Raw genomic sequence first — 15,072 nt, forward strand, 5'->3', positions numbered from 1 at the left:
CTGCCGATGGCCTACATCCAGGCAAGCACCTGGCCGCCATCCACGGGAATCGACACCCCGGTCATGTACCGCCCCGCTTCCGACGCCAGAAGCAGCGAAACGCCGTCAAGGTCGTCAGGCCTGCCGAAACGCTTCAAAGGAGTTCTCCTGATTAACGCTTGTTCGAATACCTTCAAGCTTTCCTGCATATCGGTTTCGATGTTTCCCGGGCAAATTGCATTTACCCTGATCCCTTTCGACGCGAGCTCAAGGGCCATCACCTCGGTCATTTGAATCAGCGCCGCCTTGGACGCGCCATAACTGGAGAGCATTCCACCCGCCCGCAGGCCCGCCGTCGATGCGATATTAATGATGACGCCGCTTCCGCGCATTGCCATACGGCGGGCCGCTTCCTGCGCCACCAGCATCGCGCCTTTCAGATTCGTGTCGAAAATGCGCGTGATTTCAGACTCTTCCTGCTCAAGGAATGGCTTTTGATAGATAATCCCCGAGTTGTTATAAAGGACGTCGATCCCGGCGCCGAAGTGGTTCTCCGCTTGCTGGAATGCGGCGGCGATAGAACCGCTCTCCGTCACATCGAGATACACGCCCAGCGCACGATGGCCCTGAACGCGCAGATCAGCGACGGCCCGGTCTATTTTTCCCCTGCGCCGAGCAGCCAGTACGACCTTCGCCCCCGTCTGTGCGTACACCTTCGCGATATGCAAGCCGATGCCGCTGGAAGCACCGGTAATCAATACAACTTTCCCAGACAAGCCAAAGAGGGCTTCGATATCCATAAGATTGATAATTTCCTGAACAAAGTGACTGCCACTCCGGCGTGAACATCAGCCAGGTTACCTCAAGCCTTGGGCTTGGAAATGACTATAAGGGAGCGTCCCGGGCATGTCATTGGCAATCAGCGCCGTGCCATTGACAAAATGCGCCACATGGCCCCGGCGCCGCAACCGTCAGACCCGTTCCAGGCAGAGCGCGATACCCTGGCCACCGCCGATGCACAGGGATACCACCGCCTTGCGCGTGCCGGTACGCTGGAGCGCGTGCGCCACCTTCGTGGTCAGGATGGCGCCTGTGGCGCCGATCGGATGGCCGTGCGCAATGGCTCCGCCATCCACATTGAACTTCGACGGGTCGATCTTCAACTCGTCGCGCACCGCAATGGCGATCGCCGCGAACGCCTCATTGACTTCGAAGCGATCCACCTCATCCAACGTCCAGCTGGCGCGCTCGATCGCCCGGCGAATTGCCGGCAATGGCCCCAATCCGAAGTATCCCGGCTCGACCCCAGCCACCCCGATGCCGCGTACCGCAAGCATCGGTTCCAGGCTGTGTTCGCGCGCTACGCCGGCATCGCAAATTATCATCGCAGCCGCGCCGGCATTGACCCCGGGAGCGTTGCCCGCAGTGATGGTCCCGTCGGGACGGAAGGCTGGCTTGAGCCTGGCGAGCGTGTCCACCGTGGTGTCCGGCCGGACCGACTCGTCCGCTGAAAAACTGGTGACGACGCCCTTAGCCCCCTTCAGGGACAACGCTTCAATCTCCGCGTCCAGCCAGCCGGCCGCCTGCGCCGCCGCGTAGCGCTGCTGGCTCTGCGCCGCGAACAGATCCTGGGCCTCGCGGGAGATGGCGAACTTCTGGACCAGGTCTTCCGTGTGCCAGCCCGAGTGCTTGCCCGAGAACGCGTCGTTCAAGCCATCCGCAAGGATCGCATCGGTCGCCTCTGCATTGCCCATTCGCGCTCCGGAACGCATGGCCGGCAGCAAATACGGCGCACGCTCCATGTTTTCCATGCCGCCGGCGATCACGATGCGCGAGAGGCCACTGACGATTTCCGCATAAGCGGTGGCAACTGCCTGGGCGCCGGAACCGCACACCCGGTTGACCGTCATCGCGGGCACGCTGACTGGCAGTCCGCCATGAATAGCCGCCTGGCGTGCGATATTCATGCCGTTACCGGCTTGTACAACGTTCCCCATCACCACGCCGTCGACCAGCGCCGGGTCCAGCCCGGAACGGCGCAAGGCCGCGGCGATGGCATGCGCTCCCAGCACCGTGGCCGGCGTACTCTTCAGCGAGCCGCCAAAGCCGCCGATGGCGGTACGGACGGGGGAACAGATAACGATCTCTTTGCTCATGTTGATATCTCCTGGTTCAGAAACGTAACGATAGGCGACATGTCTCATCAAGGATGGAGGCAAACCGCAGGGGGGATTGGTATGCGGCCGCATCGGGCCAGTCGGGCAAGAATGGATTATTTGAACTTCCAATCGCCGCAGCAAGCCGCGCGCTCAGGTTAATCGCCCTCTTCGCATCGAACTCCATTGCCTGGTCGGCGCCGCCGATGAGATGAGGCGTCAAACTGCGTTGCTGCAGCTGTTGTTGCAGGGTGCGCTGCGGGTGCTGGCCAGCGCAGACGATCTCGTTGTCGACATCCAGCACTTCAGGACGGCCGTCCGCCATGATGTGCAAGCCGGCGTCGTCGATCTTCACACAACTGGCCTCGGCAATCCTTTGGACCTGCTTGTGTTTCAAGACGGTCCGGTGTATCCAGCCGGTGGTCGATCCCAGTCCGCCGCCCGGCCGTTTGAGTCTGACATCGGCAATGCCGTTATCCATGGTGATCGTCACGTATTGGCTCATTTTTCTCCTCTTCTCAACATCTCATCAAAATTGCCGTCGACAGGGGCAGACTCATGCCGTGGGCAGCGTATGTCCCTTGAACTGTTCGCGAATGCGGTTCTTCAATACCTTGCCGGTGGCCCCGATCGGCAGCGCCTCGACAAAGGCAACATCATCCGGCGTCCACCATTTGGCGATTTTTCCTTCATAGAACTTGATCAATTCTTCCCTGCTGACCTGGGCACCCGGCTTCCTCACCACGATCAGCAGGGGGCGTTCGTCCCACTTCGGATGGAACACGCCGATGCAGGCGGCCTGCTGCACCGCAGGATGCGCCATTGCGATGTTTTCCAGGTCGATCGAGCCGATCCACTCGCCGCCGGACTTGATCACATCCTTGCTGCGGTCGGTAATCTGCATATAGCCATCGGGAGAAATTGTGGCCACGTCACCAGTCGGGAACCAGCCATCCACAAGCGCATCGCCACCTTCATTTTTGAAGTAGCTGCTGGCGATCCAGTGCCCCTTAACCAGCAGGTTGCCGTAGGTCTTGCCGTCCCATGGCGCTTCCCTGCCGTCATCGCCGACAATCTTCATGTCGACGCCGAAAACCACATTCCCCTGCTTTTCCAGCACGGCCTGTTGCTCTTCTTCCGGCAGATTCAGGTGATGGCGCTGCAACGTACAGGTGGTCCCCAGCGGGGACGTTTCCGTCATGCCCCAGCCATGCGTGACCTCAACGCCGTATTGATGACGGAAGGTTTTCAGCATCGCTGGCGGACATGCGGCACCGCCGATGGACGTGCGCTTGAAGGTGGAAAACCTGAGATTGTTCTCGCCAACATAGGTCAGCAATCCGAGCCACACGGTAGGGACGCCCGCGGAAAACGTGACGCCTTCCTGTTCGAGCAGTTCATAGACCGATTTGCCGTCCAGCGCCGCACCTGGGAGCACCACCTTGGCGCCAGTAAGCGGCAACGCATAAGGCAGGCCCCACGCATTGACGTGGAACATCGGCACCACCGGCATGACGACGTCGCGCGCCGAGACATTCAATCCATCCGGGATCGTCAATCCATAGGAATGCAGCACGGTCGAACGATGCGAGTACAGCACGCCTTTCGGATTGCCGGTCGTGCCTGAGGTGTAGCAAAGGCTCGACGCCGAGTTCTCGTCGAACAGCGGCCAAGCGTACTGGTCGGAGTTGCAGCCGATTAATTCTTCGTAGCACAGCAGGTTGCGGACTTTGCTGGCGGCCGGCATGCGCTCGCGGCCGCACATCATCACGAAACCCTTGACTGTCGGGCAATGCACGGCGAACCTCTCGACCAGCGGCAGGAAGGTGATGTCGAAGAATATGTACTGGTCTTCCGCATGGTTGACGATGTACGCGATCTGGTCAGGGTGCAAGCGCGGATTGAGAGTATGCATGACCGCGCCACAACCGGAAATGGCGTAATACAGTTCCAGATGCCGGTATCCATTCCATGCCAGCGTAGCGACACGGTCCCCCATCTTCACACCAAGACCACCGAGGGCATTGGCCATCTGCCGCGCGCGCCTGTGGCAATCGCGGTAGGTATAACGATGGATATCCCCCTCGACACGCCGAGACACGATCTCGTTGCCACCGAAATAGCGGTCGGCATGTTGAATAATGCTGGAAATGAGCAAAGGCTGGCTCATCATCTGCCCCATCAGAGGGCTCTTCGGGTAGTGCGACATTGCTTCTCCTGTTTGCAATTGGTTATAGGTCCGACTCGTCAGCAGCCGGAATCGCCAGCATGGCTGGCCTCTTGGGTGGATGCGCCGCATCAGGCGCGGCTGGCGCGAGCGGGAGCACTGCCATCGGTCCACCGGCGCCATGCAGCCTGAACACAGAGACGGCCTGCGCCAGATTCACAGCCTGCTCCAGCATGCTTTCGGAGGCGTTCGCCGACTGCTGCACCAGCGCCGCGTTCTGCTGCGTCATCTGGTCCATCTGCGAGACGGCCCGGCTCACTTCCTCGATCCCCCAAGCTCTGCTCCTGGCTGGCCGCCGTGATTTCCCCCATGATGCCGGCCACGTGCCGGACAGACGCCACGATGTCGTCCATCGTCGTGCCCGCCTGGTCCACCAGCTTGCTCCCGGCATCGACTTTTTCCCCCGCGTCGCCGATCAGGGCCTTGATTTCCCTGGCCGCTCCCGCCGAGCGCTGCGCCAAGTTGCGCACTTCCGCCGCCACCACAGCAAAACCCCGGCCCTGTTCCCCGGCCCGCGCCGCTTCCACCGCCGCGTTCAGCGCCAGGATGTTGGTCTGGAACGCAATCCCGTCGATCACGCCGATGATGTCGGCAATCTTGCGCGAACTCTCCCGGATCGATTCCATCGTTTGCACCACTTGCCCCACCACCTGGCCGCCCTTCAGCGCACGGTCCGATGCCGAAACCACCAACTGGTTCGCCTGCCGCGCATTTTCAGCGTTCAGTTTTACGGTCTGCGTCAGTTGCTCCATCGACGACGCCGTCTGCTCCAGCGAACTGGCCTGCGACTCCGTGCGCGCCGACAGGTCCGCGTTGCCGGATGCAATTTCCCGGGTAGCGGCGCCGATGGATTCCGTGCCGTGGCGGACATTGCCGACCAGTTCGGCCAAGCTGCCATTCATGCGGCGCAGCGCATCGAACAATTGGCCGATCTCATCCCGGCCGCGTTCGCCGATGTGCGACGTCAAGTCGCCTTCGGCGACTCGGGCCGTCACTTGCACCGCTTCACGCAGCGGCAGCGTAATGCCACGGATCACCCACCATGCCCCCGCGCAACACAACAGCACCGCGACTCCGGTCATCAGGAAGATCAGCAGGCGCGCCTGTTCCTGGACACGCTTGCCATCCTCGGCCGCCCGGATGGCGTAAGTCTGGTTGAGCCTAATGAGTGCATCAAACTGGGCCTGTATGAGTTCACTCAGCCGGCGGACCGGGCCGTCAAGTTGCGTGAAATCCTTCATGCCGAGCTTCATGCGCCGCCAGTCGCGCTCCTCGGCCAGGCGTTTGAGGACGTTGATTGCCGCCGCGTTGGACTCCAGGTACGCTTTCCAGTCTGATTGCACCGACTGCCACTTTTGGAGTTCTTCTGCCGTCTTGGGCAGATTGGCGTACTGGTTGAAGTAGGCCTGCGCCTGCATGTCGGCATCGAACTTGGTCTTGAGCACGTCCGCAAAGAATGCGCTGCCCTCCTGCACGGCGATCGCTTCATCCTGCGCCGAGTCGTAGGATTCCGCATCAAAGCCCATGGCATTCCTGTTTTCCGAGATCGATACCAGTTGCCAGGTTCGCATGCGCATCAGGTTAAGGATGGCAGGAAGGCGTTCCCCGCTGAGACCGCTAAGTTGTTCGCCAACGCTGCGCGCTGCCAGCCATCCGGATGTCGCGACAAGCAATAGCAACAGGATGGTGGCGCCGGAAAACACCACCAGCTTTAACCTGATTGAAAAATTGCGCATATTAGTTTCCCCTGCCATTTATTGAATGAGATGGCTACCACTCTCTGCTTTCGACGCGGCTTCGGACCTCTTGAAGCGCACCGCTTCGCGCGGCATCAGGATCGCCACCAATGCGGGGAGCATGACAATAGCGCCGATCATGTTCCACAGGAACATGAACGCCAGCAGCAATCCCATGTCCGCCTGGAACTTGATTTCCGAGAAGACCCAGGTCATGACCCCCAGGGCCAGCATTACCCCGGTCACCGCAATGGCGGTGCCGGTGGTCTTGAGCGTTTCGAAATACGCATTCCTGAGCGTGAAGCCCCGGTCGAGGAAGTGTTCGAGACGGTTGTAGATGTAGATGCCGTAGTCGACGCCGATACCGACACCGAGCGCGATCACCGGCAAGGTGGCGACCTTCACGCCGAGCCCGAGTTGCGCCATGATCGCTTCGCACAGGACCGAGGTGATATACAAGGGCAGCATGACAGCCAGCGTGACGCGCCAGCTCTTGAACTCCCACCAGACCAGCAAAGCCACGATCCCGTAGACCAACAGCAGCATCTGCACCTCGGCTTGCTTGATGACGATATTGGTCGCAGCTTCAATGCCGGCATTACCGCCAGCCAGCACGAATTGCATGTCTTCGCTGTTGTGCTCGGCGGCAAACCGCTCGGCCGCATGCACGACCCGCGAGAGCGTCTCCGCCTTGTGGTCGGACAGGAACAGCATCACCGGCACCATCGAGCAATCGTTGTTGCAAAGCTCCGACGGCAGCGTTTTGTGCGCCGCGTTGCTGATGTAGCGGTCGCGACTGATCGCGGCCCATTTCAAGTTGCCGCCGTTGCTGCCCGCGATCATTTTCTTCATGCCGGTAAACAGCGAGGCGCTCGATTCGACGCCGTCCAGGTTCTCCATTTCCCACTGCAGCCGTTCCACCGCCGCGGCCACCGGATAGGACCCGCATTCGCCCGCTTTGGTCGTGACCATGACCACAAACACGTCCGGGCTGGTCGAATAATGCGACACCGTAAAAGCATTGTCCTGGTTGTAGCGCGAGGTGCTGCGCAACTCCGGCGCGCCAGGATCGAGGTCGCCGATTTTCAGGTCGCGGCTGAAGTGCCAGGCCGTGCCGAGGATGACTAGCGCGAGCGCCGCAACCGCTCTTGCGATACGCGGCTCGGTGACGCGCGACAGCGCGCGCGCAACCCGGTGCTCGCTGTGTGCCTTGCGCTCTTGCTTGCGCAGGCAGGCCGGAGAAACGCCGACATACGACATCAATACCGGGAGCAGGAACATCTTGGTCAAGATGATCACGAAGACGCCGACGCTGGCACCGATCGCCAATTCGCGGATGACCCCGATGTCGATCACCAGCAGCGTCGAAAAACCGACGACATCGCACAGCAAGGCCACCGTGCCAGGAATGAAGAGCAGCCGGAAGGCGGCCTTGGCGGCCGCCATCTTCGAACGCCCGTTATGCACCTCGGATGCCATGGTGTTGATGTTTTGCACCGCATGGCTGACGCCGATGGCAAAGGTCAGGAAGGGAACCAGGATCGAATACGGGTTCAAGCCGAAGCCGAGCAGGTTCACGATTCCCATCTGCCAGATCACCGCCAGGCTGCAGCACAGGATGGTAATCGCCGTGCTGCGCAGGCAGCGCGAGTAGGCATAGAGCAGCGCGCAAGCCAGGACAAAGGTGATCGCAAAGAACACGGTGATCGCACGCGCACCGTGGATCAAGTCGCCGACGACCTTGGCGAAACCGGTGATGTGAATCTTGATATGACCGGTTTCATACTTCTGCCTGATCACTGTTTCGAGGCGCTCGGAGAGTTGGCCATAGTCGAGCTTTTTTCCGGTCTGGGGATCGGCTTCGAGCAAGGGCGCCAAGATGATTGCCGAGCGGTGATCGTTGGCCACCAGGCTGCCGATGCGGCCAGAGCGGACCACGTTGGTTTTCACCTGCTCGAGCTTTTCCGGCGAGCCTCCGAAACCTTCGGGAATGATATGTCCGGCGGTCATCCCCTCTTCCGTCACCTCGTACCACATGACGTTTGCCGTCCATAGCGACTTCAGGTTGCCGCGATCGACGCCGGGAATGTAAAACACTTCATCGGTGATCTTTCGCAGGGTTTCCAGATACGCCGGCTCATAGATATTGCCCTGCGTGTTCTCAACCGCAATGCGCACGACATTGCCAAGCGGGCGCAGCTCGTTTTCGAACCTGAGGTAGTTCGCTATGTACGCATGCGAAGCTGGGATCATGTTCTGAAAACTGGCATCCGGTTTCAGCTTCAGCATCTGGAAAGCAAAGAAAATTGATGCCATCAGGAACAACAGGATCACCTTGACGCGATGACCGAACAGGATCGGTTCGAGAAGGCGTTCCATCTTGCCCGTACCCCGATGCATGGCGAGGTTTTCCGCATCCTGCGGACTTGCTGATTTTCGGGTCATGGCTGCCTCGTCTTAGTGGTGCTGTTCATGGACACGATCCGTGTTCCATTCTCGCCTGCGACGATGAACGCGCCGTTGTCGATTAAAGCGAAGGCGGCGACTGACATGCCTACATTGCCGGTTGCCGGCTTGAAGCTTTGTCCCAGCTCATCGCCGAGCAGGATTCGGCCGTCGTAAGTCAGCAAGGCAATTCGTCCGTTTGGCAACATGTGGCCGGAAACCACCGGCTTCGTTTCTTCAACCGAGACACGGTGCCAGCTGAGAACCGCTATCAGTCGAACGGAAAACGTTTCCGGCAAAGCCAAAGGCAATCAGCGTTTCCCGACTCCCCTCCTGCTCAATGCCAAGCACGCCGTAGAGTTGTCCCGTGTAGCCGGTTTCGAGCGTTACCCACGACGCGCCGCCGTCGGCGGAGCGATAGACTTTTCCTGTTTCGCCCGCAATCAGCAGCACGCCCTTGGCGGTGGCAGAGATCGCGTTGAGATGCAGGCCGTCGGGATTGGCGATGCGTTCGCCCCACAGCGCCCAGGTGCGGCCGCCATCGGCGGTATGAAAAAACTGCCCGAAGGAGCCGACGGCGATACCTTCCGATTCATCCTTGAACCACACATCGAACAAGGGCCGCGAAGGTCCGAACTTCGCGCCGGCCTGTGCATCTTCGAGCGCCCGTTCGGCAGCCTGCAATGCCGCTGCCGGCTGGCCGCTCACTCCGTCCGCAAAAGCAGCGCGCGCATCCTTCTCCCGCTTTTGCCCGGCGGCCAGCACGAGAGCATTCGCCGTGTTGCCGTCGAACTGCTTGGTCCAGTGCGCGCCGCCGTCTTCACTGCGAAGTATCACGCCGTCGTGGCCAACCGCCCAGCCTTTTTTCGGCATCGGGAAATAGACTGCGGTAAGGGTCACGGACACCGGGACCGCGGCTTGATGCCAAGTTCTTCCGTTCGTATCGGAATAGAGAATGATGCCGTGCTCACCGACAGCGACGACCCGGTTGCCGGTACGAACGACGTCCAGCATCATCGCGCCGGACGCCTTCGGCGCCAGGTAAGCGGGGGTATCCAAGCGGTCTCTGCCGGCGTACGCCAGCAGCGGTGCCGCCAGTGCGATGCAGGCGAGCAGACGCCGTCTGGTGCGGCCAGTCTTTGCCAAAGTTGTATGAATCATGACGTGTCTTCTTTGCTTCTTGATCAGAGCGGCCGGGCACGGCAAGCCATGCCGAGGTACCCGCAAGGGAGCGACGGGTCACCGGCCGGTGCCCCGTCGGCAAGCTAACTAGTTCGCGAATCGGCGCATCGCGTCGACCGAGAACGAGCTCAGATCGAACTCCACGTGGTACTTGAACGGCTTGCTCGCGTTGACCAGGGAGCTGACCAGATAGCGGCGTGCCTGCAGGTCATAGATGACATCGCAAGCGGGCCCGTACGCCGGCGCGGCGCTATACTGCAGGCCGTGCATCTCGTGGACGCGCCACAATTCCCCGCGGCCATCGAAGTTGTCGGCATGGACGAGCGCCCAGCTGTCTTCATCGATGTAAAACACCGCTTGGAATAGACATGGCGTTTGCCCGGCTTGAGCGTCGCCTCCACCACCCAGACGCGATGCATTTCATACCGCACCAGATCCTGGTTCATGTGCCCGGGCCTGACGATGTCCGTCGGCTTGACCTGTTTGGCGATCAGCCGGTTGTTGTTGTAGGAAACAATCATCTCCTTCTTGCCAATCAGTTTCCAGTCAAAACGGTCCGGCGCGCCGTCGAAGCCGTCGAAATCGTCTTGTGTCGCCAACCCGTCGGAACCGATCGCCGGTGAATCGTGAGGAGACATCCGGCGCGCGCATGACACGACGCGACCCCGGGTTGTAAGTCCAGACGAGTCGCTGCTCCTTTGACCTGGTCGAGCGGTTCATAGTCCAGCAATGCCGTGCCCGCCTGGCTTGACGGCGCGGTGTCGGTTCGCATGTAGTACATCAGCCGGTTCGGTTCCGCGTTCTTGACTTTCGAGGCCATCGCAATGTGTTCGATACGCACCACCGGCGTGAAGGCGCCGTTGACCTGCACCGGCAGCAGGGAGGTGTACCGAATAAAGCTTCCCCCGCGATGGCGCGTCATGTGATTCCAGATGGCTTCCACGCCACTTTTCGGCATCGGGAACGGCACCGAGGAATTTTTCACATTGAGGATCCCGTTGCCGCCCTCGGCCAAGGCGGCCTTGCCGGCTTCGGCCTTGATATGGTCGTATTCGCCCTGCTCCAGCGCTGCGGTGCGGTGACTCGGATAGACCAGCATCTTGTACTCCGGGAACCGCTTCAACATCTCGATCTGGCCGGTCGTCAGCTTGCCCTGATACTGTTGCAGGTTGGCCGCCGTGATCGTATACAGCGGCTTTTCCTTGGGGGAACGGATCGGCATACACTTCCTTCGGATCGACACCGGGAGGAATTGTTGGCAACCCGCCGTCCCAGGCGGGAATGCTGCCGTCCTTGTTGCCCGCCTTTTCGGCGCCCATCGCGGGTCAGGTCCTTGCCCAGGCGTTCGAGTTCCTGCGCCGTCATCGTGGCACCCGCGCCGCCGGCGCCGGCCACCAGCGCGGCGATCAAGGTCAGTGAAAATAGTGATTTGGTTTCATTCCAGTATCTCCTTGGTGCTTAGAAATTGATGCCGGCAACCACAGAGTAGCGATCGCGGTCGTGGAAAATGTCGTATTTGGCGCTGCGCTTGTGGCCTGTATAGCTGAAGTCGACGTAATACTGCGTGTTGTATTCCGCGCGCAAGGCCAGGCTGAGAATTTGCTTGTCTTCGACGAAGGTGCCGTCGGCGGAATAGCCTTTCACATCATGTGACCAGAACAGCCGCGGCTTCAGGTTGACACCGGCGAAGACATTCGGATAGCTCGACTCGGCCTGCACACGGTATCCCCAGGCGTTGCTGGTCGCGAATCCCTTGTTCTCGCAATGGTCCGGGTTGGGATTGCCGGTGAATGCGCCACGGGATCGTTGCCGTTTGCGCCAGGCCGAAGACCGAGGCGCGTCCGTAGCGAGTGGACGTGTCGGGGTCGCCGATGCCCGACCAGCGCTGATAGGCGACTTCGCCGACCAGTGTCAACGATTCGGCTGCCGCGATTCGAGGGAAGATCTTGACAGTCGATATCTGCAGCTGTGTCTTGTTCTTCAGATCGTAGCCACGCGCCGCGCTCCCGGCTGGCAGAGCGGCCAGACTTGCCTGCGGGCCGGCGCCCTTGACAAAGCCGGCGACCAGGTCGGTGGAGTTGATCTGCACTGGCAAATCCCTGGTATAGCTCCCCTCGCCCAACAGCGACCAGCCGCCCACGACGGTCGAGGCGCTCAGGCCGAAGACCTTGCTATTCTGCGCGGAATAATCCCAGAAGAATTGGGCCGGGCCGACACCACCGAACGGCGCCAGCGCGCCGGACCAGACCGAAGCACCCGGCGATGGTGATCTCACCATGCTGAAGACCGGACTGCGCGCATGGAAGTTGGCGAAATAGGCGCCGATCTCGGTGTCAATCGCCGCGACCTGGTAACGCGCCGCCAGACCGAATTGGCCGCTATTCTTGGGCTCGACATCGCCGGCGCGCCCCATGCGGAAGTTAAAGGGAGGCAGCCCGGGCGCGACCGGCACACCGTTGTACTGCGCCTGATCCGGCTGCGGATCGCCACCGATGAGCGCTCCGCCGGGGCAGTTCAGGAGGTCGCTCAACGACCAGTAGGTGCCGCACCCATCCAGGTTGTGCTTCTTCCACTTGAACTGATAGAACGCTTCCACATTCACACCGTTTTGCAGGCTCAGGGTGGCCGACACCTGCGGTATGGGCAGCAGGATATCCTTCACCTGCGCACCCGGGCGATTGGCTGCCGTGACGTCGAAGGCGCCGAACTGGTTAATGCCAGGGATGAACAGGCTTTCCCCCCAGTTCACGACATGGTTGCCGAGCTTGACGTTCAACGGCGTGCCCGCGGCCACATCGAAGGTGCCAAACACATAGGCATTATCGAGCGCGACGCCGGAAAACTTCGACAACGGGGCGAATCCGGCATCGTCCAGCGTTGCGCCTGGCACATAGCCATTGGCGAAACTGCCGTGCACGACATTCTTGTCTTTGCCAGCGTAGTCATACCAGCCCTTGGCCCCGATGACCGCGCCGATGTTGTCTTTCTTGAGCTTGACCTCGCCGTTGACCTTGGCAATCGTCGAAAACGCTGAACCCTTGCCATAATTCAGGTTGCCATCGTCATTCAGGCCGACGCTGCGTCCGCCGTTGCCGACGCCAATCAGCGCCGGGTCGGCATCGCGTGCACGCCAGCTGCTGCCGATCGAGGCGCCGAGCGACCATTGCCCCTCGATGCCGTTCGCCAGGCTGAAGTCGCCGGCACTGGCCGATGCCGTGTAACCGGTGCCTAGCAAGGCCATCGCCGCGGCGCACGCTTGCGCCACAGCGCTGGGTTTGAAACGGTTTCGCGCTTCGTCGATCCGTCTTTCGTGAATTTTCCTCATATTCGTCTCCCCTCCTTTTTGGACTGCGAAAAAAAAATTCTTCTTCCTTGAATGCCATGGGAAAAGGCAACAAGCTCCCCTACCGGCGCGCAGGGCGCGTCGGGCGCACAAAGATCAAATAAGCTGTTGAGAAGTGACAAGGCGGCAGCGAAGTCGCATTCAAGCTGTGCCGCTGTTACCCCTTGTTTCGCCGCTGTCGGCTATCGCATCAAATGGACCCGCGACCAGCGGGATGGTCGCCTGTGCCGATTGGAGGATAGGTGTTGAAGTGTGTCCATAGTGTGTCTCCTATATTGTTTGATGTATGGCTGTTCCGCCGTTTGCATCCGTGGATTTAGTTCAGTAATTATTGGTGAGACGCCACCATCGCTAGACGGTGCAGGCTTGCAGCGAAGACGGCAAGGACTGGGCCTCTTTGGCGCCGGCGACCGCGAACAGTCTCGGTATTTCCGCTCCATTCTTGACCGCGACGATTTCGGCCAGGATCGACAACGCAATCTCCGGCGGCGTGCGACTGCCGATGTAAATGCCGGCCGGCCCGCGCAGGCGTGCCAATTGGTCTTCAGCCAACCCGAAGTGTTCCTTGAGGCGTTCCCGCCGCTTCGCATTGTTGACGCGCGAGCCCAGCGCACCGACATAGAAAGCGGGTGTTTTCAGGGCATCGAGCAAAGCCAGGTCGTCCAGCTTCGGATCGTGCGTCAGCGCAATCACGGCGCAGCGCTCATCGAGTTTCATGTCCTGCACGGCGTCATCGGGCATGCAGCGCAGCAGCGTGATACCCTCGACTTCGAATACGTCCAAGTAGTCGCTGCGCGGATCGCACACCGTGACGTCGAAGCCCAGGCCACGCGCCGTTTCGCACAGATAGCGCGAGAGCTGTCCCGCGCCGATGACCAGCAGCCTGAAGCCGGCGCCAAGCACGAGCTCCAGATAGCGGCCATCGAAGCTCAAGGCATCGGCCTGGCCAGCATCGCCCAGGTCCACGATCCCGGTCGCCATGTCAAGCCGGCGCCGCGTCAGCTGACGCGCCGAGATGCGGCTTACGAGCTCGCAAATGGCGCTGTGGTCGCCCAGTGGTTCAAGCACGAGTTGCAGGGTGCCGCCACACGGCAGCCCGAACTTGTGCGCTTCCTCCGCCTTCACACCATAGGTAACAGAACGGGGCAGGCCGTCCGGCGCGAGGGCTGCAATGCCGCCTTGCTGCACCGTGGCGATCAGATCGTCCTCGATGCAGCCGCCCGATACAGATCCGGCCACCTGGCCATCGTCGCGCAACGCCATCATCGCGCCGACGGGACGGGGCGATGAGCCCCAGGTGCGCACGACGGTAACCAGCAGTACGGCGCGGTCGTTCTTCTGCCAGGCCGAACAAGTACGCAAAACATCCAGATCAACCGCGTCCATGACCGATTACCTCCACATGGTATAAGCCGCCGCCACGCCAGCCGCCAACAGACCCCAAAACCACCTTTTTGCCGACGACCCGGTCTTGGCCGGAACCGCGGACCGGTCCGCCGCCATGTTGGCCGTTGCCTGCAACAAGTGGGCCTCGAACGCCGAAAAGAAAGACTTGGCGACCTGCGCCGACACAGCTTCGATCATGCGCGCCCCCACCTTGGCCAAGGGGCCCCGGACCTGGGCCTGGAGCGCGTAGCGCACGCGCGTCTGTCTGCCCTCTTCGATCAACGAGATGTTGGCCGAACCCTTGGTGCCCCCCTCCCCCTCGAACGACAGCACATAACTGGTTGGAATCTGCATGTCGCTCACCTGGAATGTGCTCTTGAAGCGCGCACCGACCGGCCCGATGCCCAGAGCCAGCACAGCCACCAGCGTGTCCGCCCGCAGATGTTCCAGCGACTCGCATCCGAAAATGCAGGACTTGAGCACATCGGCATTGTTCATTGCATTGAAAGTCGGCAAATATCGGTGCCGGAAACACTCTTTCGCCAACAAGCTGGATCGGCGTGGCGGCAACGGCCGGACGCGCCGTGGCCAGCGCGCCGGTCCTGACGAAAACGTTAG

At 60.8% G+C, this 15,072-nt stretch carries 12 protein-coding genes and 2 pseudogenes; all 14 read right to left on the reverse strand.

Features of this window, described 5'->3' with window-relative positions; translation table 11 throughout:
• Positions 1-11: 11 nt before the first annotated feature.
• Complete coding sequence (locus tag ACHMW6_RS24665; RefSeq protein ID WP_395400760.1) at positions 12-779, reverse strand: SDR family NAD(P)-dependent oxidoreductase; 768 nt, start codon at positions 777-779, stop codon at positions 12-14.
• A 171-nt stretch (positions 780-950) separates the two neighbouring features.
• A complete protein-coding gene (locus ACHMW6_RS24670; protein ID WP_395400761.1) occupies positions 951-2,135 on the reverse strand; it encodes a thiolase family protein in 1,185 nt (394 codons plus the stop codon).
• A gap of 16 nt (positions 2,136-2,151) precedes the next feature.
• On the reverse strand, positions 2,152-2,640 hold the full coding sequence (locus ACHMW6_RS24675) for a hypothetical protein (RefSeq protein WP_395400763.1): 489 nt from the start codon (positions 2,638-2,640) through the stop codon (positions 2,152-2,154).
• A gap of 51 nt (positions 2,641-2,691) precedes the next feature.
• Positions 2,692-4,344 (reverse strand): 3-(methylthio)propionyl-CoA ligase, encoded by a 1,653-nt coding sequence (locus ACHMW6_RS24680; RefSeq protein ID WP_395408701.1) that lies wholly within the window; start codon positions 4,342-4,344, stop codon positions 2,692-2,694.
• An 89-nt stretch (positions 4,345-4,433) separates the two neighbouring features.
• Positions 4,434-6,098 carry a methyl-accepting chemotaxis protein gene (locus tag ACHMW6_RS24685; protein ID WP_395400765.1) on the reverse strand — a complete coding sequence of 555 codons (1,665 nt, stop codon included), beginning with the start codon at positions 6,096-6,098 and terminating at the stop codon, positions 4,434-4,436.
• 18 nt (positions 6,099-6,116) lie between these two features.
• A complete protein-coding gene (locus tag ACHMW6_RS24690; RefSeq protein WP_395400767.1) occupies positions 6,117-8,543 on the reverse strand; it encodes an RND family transporter in 2,427 nt (808 codons plus the stop codon).
• Complete coding sequence (locus ACHMW6_RS24695) at positions 8,540-8,728, reverse strand: hypothetical protein (RefSeq protein ID WP_395400769.1); 189 nt, start codon at positions 8,726-8,728, stop codon at positions 8,540-8,542. Before ACHMW6_RS24695 ends, ACHMW6_RS24690 begins: the two co-directional genes overlap by 4 nt.
• A 52-nt stretch (positions 8,729-8,780) precedes the next feature.
• Positions 8,781-9,704 (reverse strand): WD40/YVTN/BNR-like repeat-containing protein, encoded by a 924-nt coding sequence (locus ACHMW6_RS24700; protein WP_395400771.1) that lies wholly within the window; start codon positions 9,702-9,704, stop codon positions 8,781-8,783.
• Between the two features lie 108 nt (positions 9,705-9,812).
• Positions 9,813-10,363: pseudogene (locus ACHMW6_RS24705) on the reverse strand (DUF1329 domain-containing protein).
• Positions 10,261-10,947, reverse strand: a complete 687-nt coding sequence (locus ACHMW6_RS24710) for a DUF1329 domain-containing protein (RefSeq protein WP_395400773.1) — start codon at positions 10,945-10,947, stop codon at positions 10,261-10,263. Before ACHMW6_RS24710 ends, ACHMW6_RS24705 begins: the two are co-directional and overlap by 103 nt.
• A gap of 236 nt (positions 10,948-11,183) precedes the next feature.
• Positions 11,184-11,615: a DUF1302 family protein gene (locus tag ACHMW6_RS24715; protein ID WP_395408702.1), complete on the reverse strand. Its 432-nt coding sequence runs from the start codon at positions 11,613-11,615 to the stop codon at positions 11,184-11,186.
• Positions 11,596-13,050: pseudogene (locus tag ACHMW6_RS24720) on the reverse strand (DUF1302 domain-containing protein); the annotation flags it as partial. The gene ACHMW6_RS24715 and the pseudogene ACHMW6_RS24720, both read right to left, overlap by 20 nt.
• Positions 13,051-13,419: 369 nt before the next feature.
• Entirely contained in the window at positions 13,420-14,454 is a 1,035-nt protein-coding gene (locus ACHMW6_RS24725) for an XdhC family protein (RefSeq protein WP_395400775.1), read from the reverse strand.
• A 6-nt stretch (positions 14,455-14,460) separates the two neighbouring features.
• Complete coding sequence (locus ACHMW6_RS24730; protein ID WP_395400777.1) at positions 14,461-14,952, reverse strand: CoxG family protein; 492 nt, start codon at positions 14,950-14,952, stop codon at positions 14,461-14,463.
• Positions 14,953-15,072: the final 120 nt, after the last annotated feature.

The sequence above is a fragment of the Pseudoduganella sp. UC29_106 genome (genome assembly GCF_044055365.1).
Taxonomy (GTDB): Bacteria; Pseudomonadota; Gammaproteobacteria; order Burkholderiales; family Burkholderiaceae_D; genus Rugamonas.

Bases quoted from the DNA above. Each gene is read 5' to 3' on its own strand.
- ACHMW6_RS24665 (WP_395400760.1), bottom strand. From the start codon at position 779: ATGGATATCGAAGCCCTCTTTGGCTTGTCTGGGAAAGTTGTATTGATT.
- ACHMW6_RS24670 (WP_395400761.1), bottom strand. From the start codon at position 2,135: ATGAGCAAAGAGATCGTTATCTGTTCCCCCGTCCGTACCGCCATCGGC.
- ACHMW6_RS24675 (WP_395400763.1), bottom strand. From the start codon at position 2,640: ATGAGCCAATACGTGACGATCACCATGGATAACGGCATTGCCGATGTC.
- ACHMW6_RS24680 (WP_395408701.1), bottom strand. From the start codon at position 4,344: ATGTCGCACTACCCGAAGAGCCCTCTGATGGGGCAGATGATGAGCCAG.
- ACHMW6_RS24685 (WP_395400765.1), bottom strand. From the start codon at position 6,098: ATGCGCAATTTTTCAATCAGGTTAAAGCTGGTGGTGTTTTCCGGCGCC.
- ACHMW6_RS24690 (WP_395400767.1), bottom strand. From the start codon at position 8,543: ATGACCCGAAAATCAGCAAGTCCGCAGGATGCGGAAAACCTCGCCATG.
- ACHMW6_RS24700 (WP_395400771.1), bottom strand. From the start codon at position 9,704: ATGATTCATACAACTTTGGCAAAGACTGGCCGCACCAGACGGCGTCTG.
- ACHMW6_RS24710 (WP_395400773.1), bottom strand. From the start codon at position 10,947: ATGCCGATCCGTTCCCCCAAGGAAAAGCCGCTGTATACGATCACGGCG.
- ACHMW6_RS24725 (WP_395400775.1), bottom strand. From the start codon at position 14,454: ATGGACGCGGTTGATCTGGATGTTTTGCGTACTTGTTCGGCCTGGCAG.
- ACHMW6_RS24730 (WP_395400777.1), bottom strand. From the start codon at position 14,952: ATGAACAATGCCGATGTGCTCAAGTCCTGCATTTTCGGATGCGAGTCG.